The organism is Paenibacillus sp. FSL E2-0151 (assembly GCF_037993015.1).
In the GTDB taxonomy this organism is placed as follows: domain Bacteria; phylum Bacillota; class Bacilli; order Paenibacillales; family Paenibacillaceae; genus Paenibacillus; species Paenibacillus amylolyticus.
The window spans coordinates 1,661,182-1,683,428 of sequence record NZ_CP150308.1 but is presented as its reverse complement, the minus strand read 5'-3'; the positions used below and the strand labels follow the sequence as shown (position 1 = coordinate 1,683,428).

Below are 22,247 nucleotides of genomic sequence, written 5' to 3'. Positions count from 1 at the left end.
TCGAAGCACCAATATCTCGATAAAACGAGCTGTACTCATTGCCTATTATCTTGAATGCAAAGTTGATGATCTGTGGAAATGGGAAGTACGGTAGCAGAGTGGCGTTTCCGCTGCTCTCGGGAAAAAGTTCCGAATTAACGTAACTTTTAGTATGCACCTCCATCAACTCAAGTTAAATATAGCACGAATTGTTGAATTTTGGCGATACAATATACTAGGGAAATCCAAGGAAATAATTTACAATACATATATAGATGCCTCCGTGGACGGCGGAGTCACTTTCTTTTTTTGAAAACGGAAAATTCCGTTCTCATAATATCAGAACTCAAATCTGAGTTTTGACGATTCCTCAAATTGATGACTTGTTCAACGAATCCAAAGTTGGATCGGTTACAACGAGATGGAAATTCCATCTTCTTAACCATCGTGAAATTCACGACAGTTGAACTATCATCAGATTGAGGACAGTTAACGAGGTGTGAATTTCACACTCTGACGAATCGTCAAATTGACGATCAGTTCCAAGTAGAGTTAATTTGACTTTAGTTCAATCCAAATTTGGATTGAATGAAGGATGACTGGACAGTACATCCACTCACCCCAAAGTTGGGGACAGTAACGCCACCCTTCTGGGTGCTTTTTTCTATCACTTCGATTACAATTTTACTATCAATGTTCACGGGAGGACACATAATGAAAGCGGCTATATACATCCGGGTATCTACTGACATGCAGGCTGAGGACGGATTCTCTATAGAAGGACAACGTATACGTTTGGAAAGCTTCATACAGTCTCAGGACTGGTCTGTGCATGATTACTATATAGATGAAGGTAAATCCGCTAAGGATCTCAATCGGCCTGAGATGCAGCGTATGCTTCAGGATATGGAAGCGAAGCAGTTTGAAGTTATCGTAGTGTACAAATTGGACCGGCTCACTCGTTCCGTTGCGGATCTTCACGGACTACTGAAACGCTTTGATCAATTCGGTGTCAAGTTTAAAAGCTCTACAGAGGTGTTTGAGACAACCACGGCCATGGGTAGATTCTTTATCACGCTCGTTGGTGCAATGGCTGAGTGGGAACGTGAGACGATCTCAGAGCGTGTCCGGTTCGGCGTGGAGCAAATGATCATCGAAGGGCGTCGCCCAGGTGGAGTGATTCCATATGGTTACACCCAGAGCGAGGAACTAATCCCGGAGGAAGCTGCCCTCATTCGGTATGCGAGAGACCTCTACATGGGTGGTTTGGGATACAAAGGAATTGCTATGAAGTTAAACCGCGAAGGCAAGCTACGCCGCGGGCAAGAATGGACATCAGCTACAGCAGCCTATACATTGGAGAACCCTTACTATGCAGGGATACTGCGGTTGGGATCAAAAACATCAGACGGTAACTATGTTAATGGTAATCGGGACAGACGGGTGAAGTGTCTGTATGGTGATGGATCACATGATCCTATATTTACCAGAGTGGAGTATGAGCAGCTTAAAGAATTCATGGAGCGCAAGTCCCATGGCGGTTTCAGTCGTGTACAAACATATTGGTTCAGCGGCGTGCTACGATGCGGACGCTGTGGAGCTGCTATGTTTGGGCGCATGACGACAGCGCGTTCAACGACTAACGGTAAAGTTCGCACCCCTTACTATATTTGTTCCAACAAGCACTCGAATAAATCTTGTGACATGCCTATGTTCCGCCAGGTACACGTAGAGCATTTGGTCATGGAGTATATTAGCAAGATTAAATGGGACATGAAGACGGCTGGGGAGATCGCCGCAGGAATGGAACAAGCGGTAGCCGATAAACAGGATGAAGCCGCAGAAGCTCGCCGGGAGATTAATCGGATCACTGAACGCCGGGAGAAATGGCAGTACATGTTCGTTGAAGGGCTGATCGGGAAAGATGCGATCCGTAAAAAGATTGCCGAGGAAGATGCAGCTGAGGAAGCGGCTCGTAAGAAGCTGGCAAGCGTGAAGAATTCACTTTCGGTTATGCCAGATACTGCCGTGCTGGAAGACCTGCAAACGTTGTGGAAGCATATGGACGATGAAGAGAAGAAGACGATGGTCTATGAAGTGTTCGAGAAAATTGTTTTGAATACGCCAGAAACAAATGTTAAGGGTGTTAAGAACAAATTTTTCAATGCCGACATTGAGGAGATTAAGTTTAATTGACTACCATTATGTACTATATGGACTTCCATCATGTCCTGTGTTCATGGCCTGTAACATATCCAGCGCTTCTGCGCCCCTGACTTCCCCAATCACAATCCGGTTCGGACGCATCCGTAAGGAAGATTTGATCAGATCCCGAATAGATATCTGTCCCTTGCCTTCGGTGTTTGCATTCCGCGTTTCCAGTGATACCAGATTGGGTACCGTAACAATCTGTAACTCAGCCGAATCCTCAATGGTAATAATCCGCTCATCGGCAGGGATGAACTGTGATAATGCGTTCAGAAAGGTCGTTTTTCCCGATCCGGTCCCACCTCCAATGAAGATGTTGTATTTGCTCCGTACCAACTGCTGCAATAATTCTGCCGCTTCTTCATGCAGGGCTCCCTTTTCAATCAGATCAGACATCTTCATCGGTTCACTGGGGAATTTACGAATCGTCATCGTGGGTCCTTTCAAGGCAATAGGAGGCAACACGATATTGACCCGCGAACCATCCTTTAAACGGGCATCTACGATTGGAGAAGACTCATTCACAATCCGGTTTACCCCGGACACAATCATCTGGATGATATCCTCGAGCCGTTCCCTGGACTCAAATTCAAGGGTGATCTGGCTGACTTCACCTTCCTGCTCCACAAAAATCTCCTTGTGACTATTGATCATAATTTCCGTAATATCGGGATGATCCACAAGTGGCTGCAAAATATCCAATCCACGAAAGGAATCAAACAATCGCTGTACCAGCGTATGACGCTCTCCTGAGGTCAGATCATCCAGCTTCGGGTCGGTGAGAACTTTGCGTTCTATCCCCTGCCACAGTTCATCATCTCCTGCGGAAGAGGTTAAATCGAGGCCAGCCCTGACTTCCCTACGCATCATCTGAAACTGTTCTTCACGATCCAGTATTCTATTGGATGAATCCGTCATAACGCCCACCGATCCTGCTTCTGAATTCGTCCGGTCTGCTTCAATTCTTCTTCGCCATCTTGTACCAGCATGGCACATAATCTCTTCACTTCACGTTGGAAGATCGGAGAACTAAGCATGACTTCCTCCTGACTGAGTTGCTTCCAAGAAGGGATATAGGGCAACACTGCATCCAGATGCAGATCAGGGCGTGGAAGTGCATTGACGACATTGTCCCGATATTTGTTAACCACAAAGCGTGAACGCTCGAGCATACTTTCATACAAATCTGGCTTCGTACGCTCAGCATGCTGTAACCATTGTCCCCAACGATGCATGGCAGATATATCATCCTCAACCAGCCAGACAAATGCATCTGCAGTATCCAGCACCCCTTCACTGCGCCCATCCCAACTGGAATCCCCATCCAGAATCAGCACGTCATACTGTCCACAATCTGTTAAATAACGAAGCAGATTCGACGTATCCTCACGAGTCATTTGCAACAGTTCTTTCCGATTCGATAATGGCCAGAACACATCGGATTTCAGCGCTTCATGCCGGACCACATATCCGTCTACGCCCTTCGATTGTAACTGTAACTGCTTGCCGGATTCTTTTCTGCCCACCTTCAGATCGTATAACAGGCGTGACAATCCCGTCTCCGTATCCGGGTGACGCTGCCCACTTCTAGTAAGTCCCTTTTCCAGAAACGGGAGCGTACTGTCCAGCGTCTCCAGATTAAGATAGAGAACAGCATATCCTGCAAGTCCCAATTGCTTCGCCATATGCAGGGCCACTGCCGTTTTGCCACTTCCACCCGAAGCGGATACTACACCGATGGAGAGAGTCTCTTGCCCTGGATGGTGAACCTTCTTACGGCGCGGCTGCCGGCAAGCATGCATCACAGCATCCAGCAAAGCAGGCAAGGGTTGATATTTCATCAGCCGCTTAGCCTCATCCACCTCCTCCATCCCTTCACTAAGCATTAGCCAAGGTACACCTGATACTTCTCCCCCGTTATTCAGCCAGTCATTCAGAAACTCCGGTTCCGCAATAACCAGATCCGGTAATTCTCTACCTTCTTGCTCTTTCATGTGATCCTTGAACGAATCCCCTTGGGAGAATGCTGTGAAACGCACATGAAGACCAGATGAATTTCCCTGTACATAATCAAGCCAGGCGCTAATGTAATCTCTATCTTTTGAAACCAGAACAACCTTCAGTACAATCAACTTTTCCTTCCCTCCCTGTCAAAAAGCACAAAAAAGCACCGTCCAATAACCGCATGAGTATGCGATATTTGGACGGTGCTTCCGTCACGTGCTATGAATGTATGGATAATATAGCATACAATTTCTGGGGGAGCAAGGGATTTATTCTAACCCTTTTTCCCTTAAGAGTTGTACGGTGAATCGAACTCAATAATGTTACGGTCCGGATCAAGCACAAAAATCTGCGCGAATCCAGCCACACTGTCAGGTCTTGCTTCATACTCAATTCCCTGCTGCTCCAACCAGGCTATAGTCCCTGAATAACTGGTGACCCAGATCGCAAAGTGACCGTCTGTAGTATCAATACCCGCTTCGCGTAACGTGTGACCCTCCGGGTGCTGAAGCAGATGAAGCTGCTGACTTCCGATAGCATACCATGTACCTGTGGAGCGGAAAGGAGGACGTTCAATCTCCTGCATGCCCAGTAACCCCGAATAGAATTTTTTCGCGATTTCCAGATCACGTACAGCCAGACTAACATGGTGAATGTGTGCATATTCAATCATCTTATATCTCCCCTCTCTACTTCAATATGACTATACTATAACACCTTCAACCCTGACCATAATCTCCGCTAAACAGAAAAACACCCCTGATTCTAATCCGGTAAACCTCTCGGCTCACACAAATCTAGTTCAGAGGTGCCCTACAAACGGCATACATTGATGCTCGCTTACCGCATTAAATCATCTTCAGCACATTTGGCATAACCAAATTATTTAGCGCTATCCAATGCTTCTTGTGGAATCTTGATCTCTTCCACTTGATCGTGGTTAGAAAATGTACTGTTCATCTTCATGTCCATCGTCATTTTCTGTCCATTCTGTTCCATCTCCATGACCATGTTTACATCCGTACCTGCAGGCAGATAGGTTTCCTTGTTAATCATATATTTCATCTTCATGCTTGTAATATTCATTTGTTCAAGCATCGCTTGGGTCTGGGCATTCGATCCGTTTTGCTCCATCACGGCTTTGGCCAGTTCCTTTACGTTATCACCGGATACATTAGCGTTAATGACATAATTGTCGCCATCTTCTGTAACTTCGGTGTCTTCCTCAATCTTTTTGAACTGATCCAATTCACCTTCTGGATTCATGCTTGCTTTCATCTGCTCCACCAATTCTTTGGTTTGAGCTTCAGGAATTTTAACCCATTGTTCTCCCACTTGTGAATAGATCGTATCTGAAGTGATGTATTGCTTTACATTCTGCGCTTCCTGCCCAGACATTTCCATTTTCATCTCTTGATAGATCATCATTGGATCTTTGATGATATCCATTTTGAGCGATGTTTTAACCTGTTGATCCTGTGACTGTTCACCAGCATCCAGTTTCAGATTCTGATCAATGTTTGCTTCAGTTGTGAAGCTTTTCATTTCTTTGGTTGCTGCATTCGTTTTGGTAATCAACTCATCCAGGGTAGGGATCTTTGTTTCCTGCTCCGCAGGTGTATTACCCTCGTTAGATGTTTCATTGTTGGTCGCTGGCGGCGTTGCCGTGTTGTCTGTGTCGTTTCCGCATGCTGCCAAGCTTACTGCTAATAATGCCCCGATAATTAATGTAGTCCACTTCTTCAAGTTGTTTTCCTCCCAAAATAGATATGATCTGTAGTCATTACCCAATTATTTCCGCTATTAATCATCAAATTTGGATACAATGTGTCGCACGAGACTTTTTCACAGAAATCGATCTTTGATCTCCGGTGTAGGCAACATACACGCTTCATCCTTGCCAAACCAGCGATAACGGTTGCGAGCAACCCAGTTATAGACTGCATTACGAATAAATTTCGGTATCATGATGAACACATATAACAACGGATAAGGAAACTTTAGACCCTTAGCCAATCGCAGTGCGGCGGTTGAACGTGTATAGTATTTTCCATTTTCAATCAGCACAAAGGTGTCCATACTATCTGTCGACAAATTGCCTTTCTTCAGCAATTCCTTGGCTACATCCGATTGAAGCGATGCAAAATGATATTTTCCTTCCGGGTCACGCTTGATAATCCATTTGGTTAAGCCCTGGCAGAAGTGACAGACACCATCCACCAGTACGATCGGATGTCCCTGATGCACATCTGTTTGATTTGCTGTCATATTGGCTGCCTCCTATTGTTGCGGTTAGAGTAACTTACCCAATCTGGGCCTTCTTGTTCACTAATTCTAAATTTATTTCTAGAGGTAGTTCAAAAAGACTGAACACCGCTCTTTTTGAACACGCATAAATGGGAAATATAAAGAAAAAGAGCGCAGGCATTGTGCCCACGCTCGTATCTGTCCGACAATTATTCCGTAACTGCCTTTTCCATCCATTGGTCATCGATCATCTGTTGATGCAGGTCACTTGCCCACTGGTCCATACATTTGCAAATGAAATCTTTGCGACATACTGGACAAGGGGTTTTCTGCAGACGGCTGATATTGGTCATCTTCCATTCCGGTGAACGGGTGTAGAATACACGGCATTTTGTACCGTCTACCAAATTCATTTTGAATTCATACAATCCGTCTTCCTTGTTACCATAAGCTAATTCTAAATCTGCAATACGCGGTCTATAAGACATGGATATCACCTGTTTAATTCAAATTTGGTTCATGCAATGACACTACTCAGTACTAAGTTATATTAAAGAAAATTCAGATCAATGTCAACTCGCGCATGTCTACCCGCCAAACAGAATATCCAGAATCGTCCCTACCTGTCCCTGTTTTTTCCCTTTCAAGACATCCGGATCAAATACTTCAACATACCCGCAGGAAGCACAAGCCACGAACAGGTAGTGATTATGCTGTATATCAAACATCTTACTCAGGCCTGCTCCTGACATGGAAACTTCCTTAATGTTACAATCCGTGCCCCTGCATTTTGTACACACAAATCGCCGCTCGATCATCTCTTCAATACTCATCTTCGTTCCCCCTTTATGGAATGTGTAGCATGAAGTGAGAGTGCAATTATGTAAAATAGTACGCGATCTGGCATCTAATCTCCTGCATCATGTCCTTATATGATAATCAACACAAAACCCTGCCGATTGCCAGCAGGGCTTTGTAGTCGAACATCAGGTATCTGGGATAACCTGCTCTATATGTTCCCTTTACTTACCAGGAGTCAAATCTTAAACTACGTTTAATACAACATCAATGTTGCCGCGTGTTGCTTTGGAATATGGACAGAAATCATGCGCCTTGCGGGCCAGTTCCTCTGCTTGACTGTGATCTACACCAGGCATGCTAACGTCCAGACGAACAGACAGCTGAAAACCGTCATCCGCAGGGTCTTTACCAATGGATACGTTACTTGTAACGACCACATCCTCCAATTTCACACCTGCTTTGCGTGCTACATTGGCAAGGGCACTTTCATAACATGCTCCATATCCAGCGGCAAAAAGTTGCTCAGGGTTAGTACCTTCACCACCGGAGCCACCAAGCTCTTTTGGCATTTTCAGATCATGCTTAAGCACGCCATCCGAAGAAGTCACCGAACCTGTACGTCCACCTTTAACTGTCGCTACTGCTGTATATAAAGCTTCCATTCAGAATCTCTCCCTTATCCATATAGTTTTTTACTGCCTTCCTTTCAATTTAAACTTCTGGCTCATTTTGAAACGCAATTTTGTATCTTTATCAGCTTTTACAACTTTATTATTTTCATGCATTTCAATGCCATGGCTGTATTTTCCCTAAGGTTGGGTAATATACGAAGGGGCATATTCAAGCTACAACCGAAATTTTGTGCTGATACATAAAAGTTGCACTAGACAAAAATAATTGAAGGAGTACAATGTAACAATAAACATAAAAATTTAGATATATCATGAGCGGTTTGTACCGCATCAATATCTCCAAATCAATAATTCAAAGTCAGGTGATTATCGTATGAGTAAAAAAAATCCGTTCAACGCTCCTTCAAGAGAATCATTATCTACTGCGGGCATGGCCCCTTCCCTTGGAGAAGCACATAGTTCCATGAAAGTTCCGCAGAATGCTGCATGGTGGAAGAAATTCCTCGCCTTTGTAGGCCCAGGATACCTCGTTGCCGTAGGTTACATGGACCCGGGGAACTGGGCAACAGATATCGCAGGCGGCTCGCAGTTCGGGTATACCTTGTTATCCGTTATCCTGTTATCGAACCTGATGGCCGTTGTCCTTCAGTCGCTGGCTGGCAAGCTCGGTATCGTCACTGGACGGGATCTGGCTCAAGCCTGTCGTGAACGATTCAGCATGCCTGTTGTTATGATGTTATGGATTCTGTGTGAGCTTGCCATTGCAGCTACCGATCTGGCTGAAGTCATTGGTTCTGCCATCGCATTAAAACTGTTATTTAACATCCCCATGTTATACGGCGTTATCATCACCGCAGTTGATGTACTCCTGATTCTTGTTCTGCAAAACAAAGGCTTCCGCGCTTTGGAAACTCTCGTCATTGTGCTGATGGCAACAATTGCCCTCTGCTTCGGGATTGATCTGTTTCTGGCAAAACCGGATATGGGCGGTGTTCTCCATGGTTTTGTACCAAATGTTGAGATCCTGCAAAACCCGGCTATGCTCTATATTGCCATTGGTATTATCGGAGCAACCGTGATGCCGCATAATCTGTACCTGCATTCTTCCATTGTGCAGACCCGTCAGATCGAACAGACACCACAGGGCAAAAAAGAAGCCATTCGGTACTCGACCATGGATTCTACGATTGCGCTGACACTGGCCCTGTTCATCAATGCAGCCATCCTGATTGTATCTGCCGCTGTATTTCACAGTGCTGGTATGACGCAGGTTGCTGAGATCGCTGATGCCTATCATCTGCTGACACCTCTATTGGGTACTACGGTCGCAAGTATCCTGTTCGGTGTGGCGCTGTTAGCATCAGGTCAGAACTCTACCCTTACAGGTACACTCGCTGGGCAGATCGTTATGGAAGGTTTCCTGAACATTCGAATTCCGGCTTGGCTACGCAGACTGGTCACACGTCTGATCGCCATCATCCCGGCGGTAATTGTGACAGCCATTGCAGGAGAACATGGCACAGAAGAACTGCTCATTTTGAGCCAGGTCGTGCTGTCGCTTCAATTGCCCTTTGCTGTAATTCCCCTGGTGATGTTCACAAGTGATAAAAAAAGCATGGGTGCATTCGCCAACAAATTGTGGCTCAAAATCATCTCATGGGTCATTGCCGCGATTATCGTTGTGCTGAATGTATATCTGATCATTCAGACGATCCGGTTGTTCTAATCTCATTTTAATTGGCTAAATACTAAAAAGGCTGATCAACTCCGGTATTTTATACCCAGTTGATCAGCCTTTATTGTTGCAATCCAATAAACAACCATCTGAATCTAATCCTGATTTGGCATCAGTAACGGCAAGAGTTGATCCAATGATTCAACAGTCCAATCCGCACGTTTGTCATCCGATAGATCTGGCTGGAATCTTCCGTAACCCTGCATAATTCGAATCGTACGCATGCCCAGATTCCGAGCAGGTATAATGTCGTTATCGATCCGATCTCCGATCATGACGGCTTCCTCCGGTTCACAACCTGCCTGCTTCAAGGCCACAGCGTATAACTCAGGGTCTGGCTTGGACACTCCTTCTTCAGCTGAACATGCCAGAACATCAACATACTTCCGCAAGCCGTAACTCTCCAGTCTCTCTTCCGTTCCAGGACTCTGATTGGCAATAATGCCAATGCGATAATGCCGTGACAACTGCTGAAGAACAAAATCTGCTGAAGGAAAAGGACGTTCAAGATCTTTTTGAAACTTCAGCTTGTCCTGAATCTGTTTTTGATGCCCCTCGTCTTCAACAAATGTGCGAATCGCCACTCTCATAGGCCATTGCTCATATTTTCGGTAACAGCTCGCGAACAGTTCGCGTACCGCCTCAATTGTCACCGGATACCCCAAAGCACAAGCTTCACGGACAAACTGTCCGATAATATCATCAACCGGCTCCCATTCATCCACCAGCGTATCTCCAACATCAAAAAACAACCATTTCAATCCACCTACATCCGGCACGCCAATTCCTCCTTGTAAGCATAAAAAAGAAGACTCACCATCCTGCATGAGTCTCCTCAAACTTCCGTTTATCGATGAATCAATTTCATAATACCTTGAGTAAATTCTGAAATTGATTCTAATACATTCAATTATAACAGGCACCTTACACCTGAGCAATCACAAGCTATGGCATTAACCATTGAGGAGAAAGCCAACTTCCCCATTGAGCGAATATACAATCCGGTCTGCGCCCATGCCCCGATAGATGCCCTTAGGATGACTCTGCTCCGTAATGACGCACAGGGATTTCGATGTCCATGAACGGCAGATCTGTAAATAACGACAGGTCAGATTCAGGCTGTTCTCGAAAATAAACACATTGCCTACGCTGCCCTGCGGCAAAAACCATTTTTGAGCTGCAGCCGTATTCATGCGAATGACATGTTCTACTCCGATTCTACGGAGTCTTCGCTCTTCCCCTGCACTGTTGGTTAGAACGGCAAACGGCATTTTTTTGTACATCAGCAATTTGATAAATTTACGTCCTGCTTCATTTGGAGCAGTCACTAAGATCATCTCAGTATCCATCATTCGTTCCTCCCTTGGCGTGAAAAGACAACAAAAAAGAAGCGTGGGGGACCAAGGCCTCCCGAACGCTTCTTAAATAACCCATGGCGAAAACACCATGAACCAGCGTACGGCTTGTTGCCTCTCCCTTTAACGCTTACGAGGTTAGCTGACGGATTCGGGCGCGAGAGTCGCCCTATTTCCGGCTGTCACCGGAAAATTCACCCCATGAATGCCCACTGTCCTGGACAGCACATTCCGTTGGTTCCCCCGTTTCCCATTCATTAATGAATGGAAACTCAGCGATTAAAACATCGTTCGTATATCTTAAGGTAAGATCGAGCGATATTATCGTTTGTTTCGTTTTTCAAGTACAATTTAGTTTAAATTGAAATTACGCTATGAATCATACACCCGTGCCATGTCGGTGTAAAGTCCGCCCAGATCACCAAATCGGCAGATTTTTGCCAATTCCTATCCATAATAACGCTTACAACAAAGTTATACTCTATCTATCTCTTCAAGGCTATCTAATTCTCACTCTGGCGTAAATCACTTCGCAATTCATTCACGTATTCTGCACAACTTGCCTGTTTTGATTCTTTTAACACCATATTAGTTTTGCAATATTTAATTGCAACCAATATAATAGAAGATATAAGAGTAAATAAATGGAGGCGATTTAGATGACAGTCTACGATTACAAAGTGAATACCCTTCGCGGTCAAGAAGTTGAAATGTCCGACTACCGTGACAAAGTGCTCCTGATTGTGAATACGGCAAGCTCATGCGGCCTTACCCCTCAATTCAAAGGTCTGCAAGAATTGCAAGACAAATTTCAAGATGCTCCATTTGAAGTGCTTGGTTTCCCAAGTAACCAGTTTGCACAGGAAAAAGGATCTTCCGACGATATTGCCGAGTTCTGTCAGATGAATTATGGCGTGAGCTTCCCCATGTTTGAGAAAATTGATGTGAACGGCTCAAGCGCTCACCCTCTTTTCCAACACCTGAGCACAGAAGCTCCTGGCCTGCTCGGCTCCAAAGCAATCAAATGGAATTTCACCAAATTCCTCGTGGATCAGAACGGACAGGTCATTAAACGTTATGCTCCCAAAACAACACCGGACAAGATTGAAGAAGATATCAAGAATTTGCTGCAAAAATAATACACAGGCCACCCGTAGCCGGAAGGTAGAGCAACATTCCTCCGGTAATGGATGGCCTTTTTTCAACCCAGATGTCATACTGTTCGAAAAAGACAAAAAAAAGAAGCTTCCCATTAATGGAAAGCTTCTTTTTAATCGTTCATATGATGCGGTCGAGAGGACTCGAACCTCCACGGGCATACGCCCACTACCCCCTCAAGATAGCGTGTCTGCCATTCCACCACGACCGCATGTCGTAAATAATCGGCAACAGAATTGATTATACCGGGTTCAGAACTAAAAGTAAAGTATTTTTTAATACTTCTTTTTCAGCTAGGCATTTTCATCAAAAATCGCATAATCTCGTCATCTTTACCCATGAACTGCATATGATTAGATTTGATCCCCTCTTTTTCGGTAAGAGCCGATCTTGTTGATTCATTTATATATAGTCCTTCCTTATATATAGTCCTCCATGAACTTCACCACATAAATAACACAATAAGTTATATAAAATAACACAAGTATTAAATTCCAGATTTAATCCATTAATTTTCACGGATACTATTGACAAAAAGCGGACATTTATGGGATGATAACTATCATATAATTCGGATTTTTAAACATAAAGCAAACAAAAAGGAATATAAATGTCACTTTAAGTGACATTTAACGAACACAGGAGGCGAATGATTGTGAACCGTGGGAATAAGCTGCTCGATTATGTCAAACTGCTTGATTCCTCTATTCAAGTTGGAGGGTTCACCCATTCCTTCGGCATGGATATCCATATCAGGGAGGGTACCATTCGTAATGCTGAAGATCTCGAATCATTCATGCGTTGTCAGTTGCATCCCAGCATCGTTCGTCTTGAAGGTATGGCCATCAAAGGCATCTATACCGCAGCAGATCACAAGGATACATGGCGGATAGCTCTAATCGACAAGCTCGTCCATGTTCAGCGAACCCCTGGAGATCTCAGAGAACAAGCTGCCGCCATGGGTAAACGATTGATCAGACTCGCACGCGCTCTGCACCCCTGGATTGATTTCAGCCAGCTCGAACAGATCTTTGCCAAATACGATTCGGTTGGCTGCCTATCCACTGTTCACGCCTGGATTAACCACCTCCTCGACATCCCTGTCGAGGAGGCGGTCCTTGGTTACCTGCATTCAGCCATGAATGCCTGCATAACCGAAGCCTCCAAAGTCATTCCCCTGAACAACGATACAACCAAGGATCTGATGGTCCGCCTGGCCATAGATCTGGAGAATGAATGGAAGACCGTCAGCGCCTCGGCTGCGGATGGACTGGCACAGCCAACCTCGATGTCCATGAAATCATTTTTCCCCAGTTTCCATATGCTTGGAGCTGGACTTCATGCCTACAGGGCCTAATCCTCTTCCTCCTCATACCCGCTCCCCTTCATTCAAACAAACTAAAAAACACGCGGCAACCTCCTTGCCGACGTGTTTTTTTTCATTTTATTTGTTTTATTTACGTATTTACGCCATTTATAATCACAAAATACACTTTTTTCCGTCTTTTTTAATTGTTAGATGACGAATTTACGTATATAATGAAACATACAGCTCGCATTTCTATATATTCTACATGAAGAAAGAGCGGCTGAATACTACATTCTAACCAGGGGTGAACCCTTTTGAACAAGAAAAAACCAGTTACTCCGTTCGGATGGGCCATCAAACGACGGCTAACCGAACTTCAAGTGGACCAGAAGACCTTTTGTGAACAGCATGGCATCCCACCCTATCGTTTATCCAATCTTATTCACGGCACACGCAAAGCAACCCGATTCAGGCACCTGGTCGCTGATATTTTGGATATTCCAGATGAACTGAGATAAGATTTCTGCCAAAGGAGGGTCTCATCCATGAGACATGTTACATCCGATCTGGAGAGGCTGTCGTTCCAGTCCATACGTCACCAGCTCATCATCATTGATGACAATTGGATTATCCAAAGTTGTAACCGTGCCTGGCAACAGGGACTTGGTCAATGCTCACCAAACCCGGATATACACAGTAGTCATAGACACTACCTGCACCTGACGGAAGCCTGGGCAAAACGAGGCAAGAACGCTAACATGGCACTTGTCGCACAGAATCTGAAAGAACGCGGAATACCCTTTAATCGAAATCATACATATGACATCTGCGTGTATACTGTATACAACGAAAAGAGGTGGTTTCGTGTAGAACTCACCCCTCTATCTTACTCAAATTCAATTCTGGATACCGATCTCGCTTTAATTGCACACATGGATATTACCGAACAGAGAAAGACAGAACACCAATTGAAGAAAGCATTGTCTGAAGTACGCACATTGCGCGGACTGCTGCCTATTTGCGCCGTCTGCAAACAAATCAAGGACGAAGAGGAACACTGGAACTCCGTTGAGAGTTATCTGGAGAAGCATACCCACGCCGAATTCACCCATGACATCTGTCCGGAATGCATCCGGCGGTTATATCCGAAATACTCGAATATCCTGGACAAGCGTTCCTGAAACCTCTCTCCACTCGCCGACTAACTACAACTATACGGAGAGATGATGTTCAAACTGCGACATATCCAGTTCTTGCGGTGTCCCATGCAGGGTTATGGTTCCTTTGTCCATGATATAGATGTAATCTGCGGCACTTCGCACAAAATCAATACTCTGCTCTACCAGCAAAACCGAGAGGTTCCCCTTTGCCTTGAGCTGCAAAATTACCTGCCGAATGTCCTCCACGATAGAAGGCTGGATGCCTTCTGTCGGCTCATCCAGTAGCAACAACCCTGGACGCGAAGCCAATGCCCGGGCGAATGCCAACTGCTGCTGCTGTCCACCACTCAGATCCCCGCCCTGCCGTCCATACATCGTAGCAAGCACTGGGAACATCGCCAGTACATCCTCCGGGAACGTTTTTACTCCCGGTGCACTTGTCTCCAGACCGAGCAATAAGTTTTCTTTCACCGTAAGCTGCGGGAAAATCTCCCGCCCCTGCGGTACATAACCAATCCCTGCCCTTGCCCGCTTGGCTGTGTCCAAGGTGGATAACTCCTGATTTTGCCACTGAATACTGCCCTTGCGTGTTTTGAGCAGCCCCATTAATGTTTTCATCAACGTTGTTTTCCCTACACCGTTACGGCCCATCAGACACACCACCTGTCCGGGCTGTACATCCAGGTTCACACCACGAAGCACATTGCTTTCCCCGTAGCCGGATTCAATTCGTTGCAGCGACAGCATGTTCATCCCTCCTTTTGCCCAAATACACTTCTGCCACTTTCGGGTCTGCCTGTACCTCCGCCATCGTACCTTCCTTCAGCAGTTTCCCTTCATGCATCACCGTTACCTTGGCTGCGAACTCTCGCACAAACTCCATATCATGCTCCACCACCACAACCGAGCGCTCACGCGCAATCTCTTGCAGAAGTCGCCCGGTCTTGTGTGTTTCTTCATCCGTCATGCCTGCGGCTGGTTCGTCCAGCAACAACACCCGTGGCTCCTGCAGAAGCAACATGCCAATCTCTAGCCACTGCTTCTCCCCATGTGATAACGCTCCTGCACGAGCATCAACGCGGTCTTGCAGACCAATCTGGAGGGTAACATGCTCCATGGCAGCACTCATTTTCCCATATCGACGAATACCGATGGCTTGCAAAGGGGAACGGCGAGTCTCCGCTGCCAGCGTCAGATTCTCCTGTACCGTCAGACCTGCAAAGATCGATGGCGCCTGGAATTTGCGTCCCACACCTTTGCGAACAATCTGGTGCTCCTTCAGTCGCGTTAATTCCGTGCCATCCCCCATCTTCACCGAACCGGACATGGGTTTTGTTTTGCCACATATCACATCCAGCATCGTTGTTTTCCCTGCACCATTGGGTCCGATTAGAAAATGCAGGTCATGTTCATGCAGCTTCAGATTCATGCCTTTGACAGCAACGAACCCACCAAAGGCCACCGTAATATCCTCGGCTACCAACACCGCTGATTCCTCAGTAGACTTTAGGTTTTTCCCGAGTGACTTGGACATGCGCACTCTCTCCTCTCCGCTTCAGCAAGCGAACGACATGACGATATACACCTACAATACCGTTTGGCATGAACAAAACGACCGTTACAAAGAGCCCACCAATGACAAACAGCCACCCTTCGGGATAAGCCTCACTTATGCCTGTTTTGGCTGCATTCAGCACCACTGCTCCGATGACCGCTCCAATAAGCGTACCGCGACCACCCAATGCAACCCACAGGACCATCTCAATGGAGGGTACAATCCCCATCATCGATGGCGAGATAATACCCACCTGAAGAACAAACAACATGCCCGCGATGCCTGCAAGCGCACCGGAAAAAGCAAAAGCCAGCGTTTTATATCCTGCCGGATCATATCCGAGGAATCGCACCCGATTCTCTCCATCACGCGCAGCTTCGAGCACTTGACCGAACCGGCTGTTCACCATCCGACGACAGAGCATATAAGCGATCACCAGAACAGCAAGCGTTATATAGTAGAGAGCAATCGTCGTTCCAGCGGAATGAAGTGTAAAACCAAAGATTGAATTATATCCGGTGATGCCATTTGTCCCACCCGTCCATTCCTGTTTACCAACAAAGAGTGTTACCGTAATAAGAACCAAGGCTTGAGTCAGGATGGTAAAATAAACACCGGTGATCCGGTTACGGAACGTAAACCACCCCAGGGCAAAGGCAAGCAATGCCGGAAGGGCTATCCCCAATAACAACGCCACCGGGAAAGAGCGAAACGGTTCCCAGAACCACGGTAGACCACTGAGACCACTCCATCCCATGAAATCAGGAAGTGTTGCTCCACTGGCCTGAAGCTTCAGATACATCGCCATCGCGTATCCACCCAGACCAAAGAACACCCCATGCCCAAGACTCAGCACACCCCCATAACCCCAGATCAGATCGAGACCAATGGCCAGGATTGCCAACGCCAAAAACTTGGCTAACAGACTCAGACGAAACTCCGTGGAGATTAGTGGAGCAAGACACATCATGATCAGTACAACCGCCCAGATGATTCTCATTTTCAGACTGCCAGTCTTGAGTAAAGCGGACATGAACTAACCCCCTTCTTCACGTTAATCGAGACTCCGTGTGCGCATCGCGACCAAGCCACGTGGTTTCCATTGCAGGAAAGCAACGATACATACAAACACAAGCACCTTGCCAATGGAGGCCGAGGTATAGGTTTCGAACAGCGTGTTGAACATACCAATCCCCAGTGCACCACACACGGTTCCAACCAATTTTCCCACCCCACCCAGAACAACGACCATGAACGCATCCACAATATAATACGTACCAAGCGAAGGACCAATCGGACCAATGAGCGTTAATGCACAGCCAGCAATTCCGGCAATGCCCGAACCAATCGCAAAGGTCATGCCATCCACCCGCCGGGTCGAAATCCCAAGACACCCCGCCATGCTCCGATTCTGCATCACAGCCCTCATTCGTCTTCCGGAAGATGTTCGATAGATATAGAGATACATACACAGCAGCACAACCGCAACCAGTGCGATAATGAAAATTCGTTTATACGGAAATACAATACCATCCGAGATCGCCAATCCCCCATTGAGCCAAGCCGGACTGGATACTCCCACATTGGGCGCTCCGAATATCGTACGGGCCAGTTGTTGCAGCATCATGCCTACACCCCATGTCGCCAGCAGACTGTCCAGCGGCCTGCCATATAGATGCCGGATCAGCACCACTTCAAGCAACCAGCCAATCAGAGCCGCTACAATGAACGCAATCGGCAGAGCCACAACAAAGTAGGCACCAAACCACGCCGCTGGAGCATAGGACAAGAACAGATTTTGTGTTACATATGTTGCATATGCACCGATCATGATCAGTTCACCGTGAGCCATATTGATGACATTCATCAGCCCAAACGTTACTGCAAGCCCCAATGCAATCAACAACAGAATTGAACTGATACTCAGACCATTGAACATCTGCAGGATAAACATATCCATCGCTATCCCCTCCTCCATACCGTGACTCTCGATATTTCACATGAATTCAATTAGCGGCAGTAACATTTTTCACATCACAGTAACGCTTTACCGCGATACGGTAAGAGGATGTGTTGTCACACCCTCGTTTATGTTTCGGCTGCTTTGAAGCGAGTTGCCTGTTTTATCGCGAGGTTTCTATGTTATTTAGCGCTGAGGGTTGCTCCCCATTCATACGTTTTCAGATAAGGATCCGGCTTGACAGGCTCACCAGAATTCCACAATTCCTTGAACTGCCCATCCTCCTGCACCTCACCGATCCGTACGGTTTTGTAGATATGCTGATTCTCTCCATCCACGGTTACCTTACCTTCCGGGGCATCAAACTCCAGACCCTTGGCAGCTGCCTTCACCTTCTCCACGTCGGTTGATCCTGCTTTTTCCACCGCCGCCTTCCAGAGATAAACCGCCACATATCCCGCTTCAATCGGATCAGCTGTCACTCGATCAGCACCGTATTTTTCTTTATACTTGGCAACAAATGTTGCATTCTCAGGTGTATCCGTTGTCTGATAATAATTCCACGAAGCCAGATGCCCCTTCAATACGTCTGCGCCAATACCACGGATTTCTTCCTCCGCCACACTTACCGAGAGGGTCGTCATCTGATCCGAGGAGATTCCGGCATCCTTCAATTGTTTGAAAAAGGCCACATTGCTATCTCCGTTCAGCGTATTGTATACAATATCCGGCTTCGCAGCTTTGATTTTGCTAATGATGGTACTGTAATCGGTATGACCCAGCGGTGTGTATTCTTCACCCACTACTTCGCCGCCTTCTGCTGCGAGTTGTGCCTTAATGACCTGATTGGCCGTTTTTGGGAATACATAATCTGAACCGAGCAGATAAAACGTCTTGCCCCTGTTCTCCAGTAACCAGGTTACGGATGGAACGATCTGCTGATTGGTTGTTGCTCCTGTATAAAAAATATTTGGCGACGATTCCAATCCCTCATATTGCACCGGGTAAAACAATAAACCCTTGTTCTGTTCAAACACCGGGAGCATAGCCTTCCGACTTGCAGAGGTCCATCCACCAAATACAGCAGCGACCTTATCCTGTTGCAGTAACTTCCCAGCCTTCTCTGCAAAAGTAGGCCAATCCGAAGCGCCATCCTCAATTACAGGTTCGATCTGTTTACCCAAAACTCCGCCCGCGGCGTTGATCTCTTCAATGGCAAGTATCTCCGCATCTTTAACAGATACTTCACTGATCGCCATCGTTCCGCTGAGAGAGTGAAGAATACCAACTTTAATCGGTTCACCAGATGCAGCCGGCTCTCCTGTACCACCTGAACCCGAAGCTTCAGGCGGCGCAGTGCCCTCCACACATCCTGTCATCACAATGACCGCACCCAGCAAAATACTCCATAACTTGACCGACCTCTTCTTCAATAGCCTACACTCCCTTTTTTTAGTCTATTGACGAACATTAAGGTCATTTGCGTCCGAAATGTTCGTTGATCCAAATTATGGAGGGTTACTCTCTTCATGTCAATATAGCTTACATAATTTTATTTCATGCCTACTCGTTTCATGCATACTGCTAATATGCCTTGAAGCTTATTGACAAAGAAATCACCCTGTGTGAGTATATTTAACATACAATATGATCCATGAACATATCAGACATTATAAGCGAAAGGTCGGATTGCCTTGCACTGGACTGAGCAGGAAAAGGAAAAACTCCTGATTACCGTGGCCGCTAACCTCTCCCGTGAACGAAGAGCACGCGGACTCAAGTTGAATGTTCCCGAAGCCATCGCCTTGTTGACCTCCGAACTGATGGAACGAGCACGGGATGGAATGAGTGTTGCCGAATTAATGAGATACGGAGGCACCATCCTGACACGTGAAGACTGTATGGATGGTGTTCCCGATATGATTCCTGAAGTACAGGTAGAAGCCACATTTCCTGACGGTACAAAACTGGTTACTGTACATGAACCTATACGCTGAGAAAGGCAGGAGAAACCATGATTCCTGGTGAATACCGTTTGAAGCCAGATGACGACATCATCTGTCATCCAGATCGTTTAACCCTACGACTCCTTGTCCTTAACCGCGGCGACCGCCCCGTCCAGGTCGGCTCTCACGTTCACTTCTATGAAGTTAATGCAGCACTGGACTTTGATCGCACGTCAGCTTTTGGACATCGTCTGCACATTCCGGCAGGCACCGCAGTTCGCTTCGAACCCGGTGAAGAGAAACCGGTTGAACTCACAACCTTTGGCGGCAAACGCCAGATTCACGGGTTCAATGGATTAACCGAAGGCTCTGCGGATCAAGCTCCTGATCCAGTGAAACTGGAGGCATTCCTGAAGACGTTCTCCCCTCCCATACAAGATGGAGGTGAACCTTCATGAAACGAATGAGCCGCGAACAATACGCGTCCATGTTTGGACCAACAACCGGCGATGCCGTAAGACTTGCGGATACCGAACTATGGGCAGAGATTGAACATGATTATGCGGTATACGGAGATGAGAGCAAGTTCGGAGGTGGTAAGGTTATCCGCGACGGAATGGGCCAGTCCACCACTGCTCTGCGAAGCGATGGCACTCCTGATACTGTTATCACCAACGCTATCATTATCGATCATTGGGGCATTGTAAAAGCGGATATCGGCATTCGAGATGGTCATATCTGCGCCATTGGCAAATCCGGTAACCCGGATACAATGGATGGTGTTCATCCCGCACTGGTCATCGGTGCTTCCACCGAAATCATCGCCGGTGAAGGCATGATTGTAACCGCTGGCGGCATTGATACCCATATTCATTTCATCTGCCCACAGCAGATTCAGACTGCGTTATCCTCCGGGGTCACGACCATGATCGGCGGGGGAACAGGACCAGCAACAGGAACCAAAGCCACCACCTGCACACCAGGAGCCTGGCACATCCACCGGATGCTAGAGTCCGCAGAAGCTTTTCCCATGAACATCGGTTACCTTGGCAAAGGCAACAGTTCCAGTACCGCACCTTTAATTGAACAGATTGAAGCTGGGGTAATCGGCCTGAAGCTACATGAAGATTGGGGCACTACCCCGAGCGCTATCGACGCTTGTCTGACTGCCGCCGGGGAACATGATGTTCAAGTGGCTATCCATACCGATACATTGAACGAAACCGGATTTCTCGAAAACACCCTGGCTGCAATCAACGGCCGGACGATCCACACGTACCATACGGAAGGCGCTGGTGGCGGACACGCACCGGATATTATCCGGGCCGCTGGGGAGTCCTACGTTATCCCCTCATCAACCAACCCAACACGACCGTACACACGCAACACTGTAGAAGAGCATCTCGATATGTTGATGGTGTGTCATCACCTGGACCCTTCCATCCCGGAAGATGTCGCTTTTGCGGATTCGCGGATTCGTCCCGAAACAATCGCAGCCGAAGACATTTTGCATGATCTTGGCGTGTTCAGCATCATCAGTTCCGATTCTCAAGCCATGGGCCGAGTGGGCGAAGTCATTATCCGCACCTGGCAGACAGCCGACAAAATGAAAAAACAGCGCGGCAAACTTGAGCTCAACCCGAATTCTCCCTCCGATAACGATCGGATCAAGCGATATGTCGCCAAGTACACTATCAATCCAGCTATCGCTCACGGAATCGGTCATCTCGTCGGTTCGGTGGAAGTTGGCAAGCTGGCAGATCTAATCATATGGAAACCGGCTTACTTCGGTGTTAAACCCGAGATTGTCATTAAGGGTGGCATGATCACATTTGCCCAGATGGGTGATCCCAATGCGTCCATCCCGACACCTCAGCCGGTATTTGGCAGACCGATGTTCGGAGCCTATGGTAGCGCCATTGCCAGCGGATCGATCACATTTGTCTCCCAAGCCGCAGCAGAAGCAGGGATCAAAGAGTCATTGGGCCTGAAAAAGCGGGTTGAACCCGTTAAAGGCTGTCGCTCAGTCAGCAAAAAAGACATGATTCATAACGACGTCACCCCTGTCATTGAAGTCGATCCCGAAACCTACGAGGTACGCGCCGACGGCGAGCTTCTCACCTGTGAACCCGCAGACGAGCTGCCTATGGCACAGCGGTACTTTATGTTTTGATAGGAATACGGATTAGCTGATAAGG

At 46.8% G+C, this 22,247-nt stretch carries 23 protein-coding genes, 1 tRNA gene, 1 pseudogene and 1 riboswitch; of the genes and pseudogenes, 9 read left to right on the top strand and 16 right to left on the bottom strand.

The genetic code is table 11. From position 1 onward, the window contains the following. Positions 1 to 693 precede the first annotated feature (693 nt). Positions 694 to 2,175, top strand: coding sequence for a recombinase family protein (locus MHI55_RS07565; protein WP_340389488.1), 1,482 nt, complete (start codon positions 694 to 696; stop codon positions 2,173 to 2,175). Positions 2,176 to 2,196: 21 nt separating this feature from the next. Here MHI55_RS07565 and MHI55_RS07560 read toward each other — a convergent pair. The 8 genes and pseudogenes from MHI55_RS07560 to MHI55_RS07525 form a co-directional block, all read right to left on the bottom strand. After that, positions 2,197 to 3,105: pseudogene (locus MHI55_RS07560) on the bottom strand (ATPase, T2SS/T4P/T4SS family); the annotation flags it as partial. Next, positions 3,102 to 4,319, bottom strand: a complete 1,218-nt coding sequence (locus MHI55_RS07555; RefSeq protein WP_076251547.1) for a hypothetical protein — start codon at positions 4,317 to 4,319, stop codon at positions 3,102 to 3,104. The pseudogene MHI55_RS07560 and the gene MHI55_RS07555, both read right to left, overlap by 4 nt. A gap of 161 nt (positions 4,320 to 4,480) precedes the next feature. Further along, entirely contained in the window at positions 4,481 to 4,864 is a 384-nt protein-coding gene (locus MHI55_RS07550) for a VOC family protein (protein ID WP_017690000.1), read from the bottom strand. 209 nt (positions 4,865 to 5,073) lie between these two features. Beyond that, the gene (locus MHI55_RS07545; RefSeq protein ID WP_036669080.1) at positions 5,074 to 5,937 is read right to left on the bottom strand and encodes a DUF6612 family protein; all 864 of its coding nucleotides are present in this window, start codon (positions 5,935 to 5,937) and stop codon (positions 5,074 to 5,076) included. Between the two features lie 99 nt (positions 5,938 to 6,036). Further along, on the bottom strand, positions 6,037 to 6,459 hold the full coding sequence (locus MHI55_RS07540; protein ID WP_076251545.1) for a thiol-disulfide oxidoreductase DCC family protein: 423 nt from the start codon (positions 6,457 to 6,459) through the stop codon (positions 6,037 to 6,039). 188 nt (positions 6,460 to 6,647) lie between these two features. Then, positions 6,648 to 6,926 (bottom strand): hypothetical protein, encoded by a 279-nt coding sequence (locus tag MHI55_RS07535; RefSeq protein ID WP_036610814.1) that lies wholly within the window; start codon positions 6,924 to 6,926, stop codon positions 6,648 to 6,650. A gap of 99 nt (positions 6,927 to 7,025) precedes the next feature. Beyond that, positions 7,026 to 7,271 carry a zinc ribbon domain-containing protein gene (locus MHI55_RS07530; RefSeq protein ID WP_036610816.1) on the bottom strand — a complete coding sequence of 82 codons (246 nt, stop codon included), beginning with the start codon at positions 7,269 to 7,271 and terminating at the stop codon, positions 7,026 to 7,028. A 210-nt stretch (positions 7,272 to 7,481) separates the two neighbouring features. Next, positions 7,482 to 7,901, bottom strand: coding sequence for an organic hydroperoxide resistance protein (locus tag MHI55_RS07525; protein ID WP_036610819.1), 420 nt, complete (start codon positions 7,899 to 7,901; stop codon positions 7,482 to 7,484). Between the two features lie 400 nt (positions 7,902 to 8,301). On the opposite strand from MHI55_RS07525, the gene MHI55_RS07520 reads away from it, so the two are divergent. Next, positions 8,302 to 9,597 (top strand): Nramp family divalent metal transporter, encoded by a 1,296-nt coding sequence (locus MHI55_RS07520; RefSeq protein WP_036669231.1) that lies wholly within the window; start codon positions 8,302 to 8,304, stop codon positions 9,595 to 9,597. 104 nt (positions 9,598 to 9,701) lie between these two features. On the opposite strand, the gene MHI55_RS07515 is transcribed toward MHI55_RS07520, so the two are convergent. Together MHI55_RS07515 and MHI55_RS07510 are read right to left on the bottom strand one after the other, a co-directional pair. Continuing rightward, entirely contained in the window at positions 9,702 to 10,385 is a 684-nt protein-coding gene (locus tag MHI55_RS07515) for an HAD family hydrolase (protein ID WP_076251543.1), read from the bottom strand. A 174-nt stretch (positions 10,386 to 10,559) separates the two neighbouring features. Continuing rightward, on the bottom strand, positions 10,560 to 10,958 hold the full coding sequence (locus tag MHI55_RS07510; RefSeq protein WP_235193755.1) for a hypothetical protein: 399 nt from the start codon (positions 10,956 to 10,958) through the stop codon (positions 10,560 to 10,562). 115 nt (positions 10,959 to 11,073) lie between these two features. Further along, a riboswitch (cyclic di-AMP (ydaO/yuaA leader) is annotated at positions 11,074 to 11,249 on the bottom strand. A gap of 371 nt (positions 11,250 to 11,620) precedes the next feature. Between MHI55_RS07510 and MHI55_RS07505 the strand changes: the two genes are divergently transcribed. Further along, on the top strand, positions 11,621 to 12,100 hold the full coding sequence (locus MHI55_RS07505) for a glutathione peroxidase (protein WP_036610823.1): 480 nt from the start codon (positions 11,621 to 11,623) through the stop codon (positions 12,098 to 12,100). Between the two features lie 147 nt (positions 12,101 to 12,247). Here MHI55_RS07505 and MHI55_RS07500 read toward each other — a convergent pair. After that, a tRNA-Leu gene (locus tag MHI55_RS07500) sits at positions 12,248 to 12,330 on the bottom strand. Between the two features lie 444 nt (positions 12,331 to 12,774). Here MHI55_RS07500 and MHI55_RS07495 point away from each other — a divergent pair. From MHI55_RS07495 to MHI55_RS07485, 3 genes are all read left to right on the top strand, one after another. Then, complete coding sequence (locus tag MHI55_RS07495; protein ID WP_340389486.1) at positions 12,775 to 13,476, top strand: urease accessory UreF family protein; 702 nt, start codon at positions 12,775 to 12,777, stop codon at positions 13,474 to 13,476. Between the two features lie 266 nt (positions 13,477 to 13,742). Then, positions 13,743 to 13,946, top strand: a complete 204-nt coding sequence (locus tag MHI55_RS07490) for a hypothetical protein (RefSeq protein ID WP_017690011.1) — start codon at positions 13,743 to 13,745, stop codon at positions 13,944 to 13,946. Positions 13,947 to 13,973: 27 nt separating this feature from the next. Then, positions 13,974 to 14,609 (top strand): hypothetical protein, encoded by a 636-nt coding sequence (locus tag MHI55_RS07485; protein ID WP_340389484.1) that lies wholly within the window; start codon positions 13,974 to 13,976, stop codon positions 14,607 to 14,609. 30 nt (positions 14,610 to 14,639) lie between these two features. On the opposite strand, the gene urtE is transcribed toward MHI55_RS07485, so the two are convergent. From urtE to urtA, 5 genes are all read right to left on the bottom strand, one after another. Next, positions 14,640 to 15,335, bottom strand: coding sequence for an urea ABC transporter ATP-binding subunit UrtE (urtE, locus tag MHI55_RS07480; protein ID WP_076209466.1), 696 nt, complete (start codon positions 15,333 to 15,335; stop codon positions 14,640 to 14,642). Then, on the bottom strand, positions 15,313 to 16,122 hold the full coding sequence (gene urtD, locus MHI55_RS07475; RefSeq protein WP_076319112.1) for an urea ABC transporter ATP-binding protein UrtD: 810 nt from the start codon (positions 16,120 to 16,122) through the stop codon (positions 15,313 to 15,315). The genes urtE and urtD overlap by 23 nt, the downstream gene beginning before the upstream one ends. Further along, positions 16,085 to 17,176 carry an urea ABC transporter permease subunit UrtC gene (urtC, locus tag MHI55_RS07470; protein ID WP_127544208.1) on the bottom strand — a complete coding sequence of 364 codons (1,092 nt, stop codon included), beginning with the start codon at positions 17,174 to 17,176 and terminating at the stop codon, positions 16,085 to 16,087. The genes urtD and urtC overlap by 38 nt, the downstream gene beginning before the upstream one ends. 21 nt (positions 17,177 to 17,197) lie before the next feature. Continuing rightward, a complete protein-coding gene (gene urtB, locus MHI55_RS07465) occupies positions 17,198 to 18,103 on the bottom strand; it encodes an urea ABC transporter permease subunit UrtB (RefSeq protein ID WP_036669070.1) in 906 nt (301 codons plus the stop codon). 182 nt (positions 18,104 to 18,285) lie between these two features. Beyond that, positions 18,286 to 19,536 carry an urea ABC transporter substrate-binding protein gene (gene urtA / locus MHI55_RS07460; RefSeq protein WP_340389482.1) on the bottom strand — a complete coding sequence of 417 codons (1,251 nt, stop codon included), beginning with the start codon at positions 19,534 to 19,536 and terminating at the stop codon, positions 18,286 to 18,288. A 261-nt stretch (positions 19,537 to 19,797) separates the two neighbouring features. On the opposite strand from urtA, the gene MHI55_RS07455 reads away from it, so the two are divergent. Genes MHI55_RS07455 through ureC form a run of 3 tightly spaced genes read left to right on the top strand, consistent with a single transcriptional unit; the run spans position 19,798 to position 22,222 of the window. Continuing rightward, positions 19,798 to 20,100 carry an urease subunit gamma gene (locus MHI55_RS07455; RefSeq protein WP_036669066.1) on the top strand — a complete coding sequence of 101 codons (303 nt, stop codon included), beginning with the start codon at positions 19,798 to 19,800 and terminating at the stop codon, positions 20,098 to 20,100. Positions 20,101 to 20,117: 17 nt separating this feature from the next. Continuing rightward, positions 20,118 to 20,507 (top strand): urease subunit beta, encoded by a 390-nt coding sequence (locus MHI55_RS07450; protein ID WP_036610844.1) that lies wholly within the window; start codon positions 20,118 to 20,120, stop codon positions 20,505 to 20,507. Next, entirely contained in the window at positions 20,504 to 22,222 is a 1,719-nt protein-coding gene (ureC, locus tag MHI55_RS07445) for an urease subunit alpha (protein ID WP_036610857.1), read from the top strand. The genes MHI55_RS07450 and ureC overlap by 4 nt, the downstream gene beginning before the upstream one ends. Positions 22,223 to 22,247: the final 25 nt, after the last annotated feature.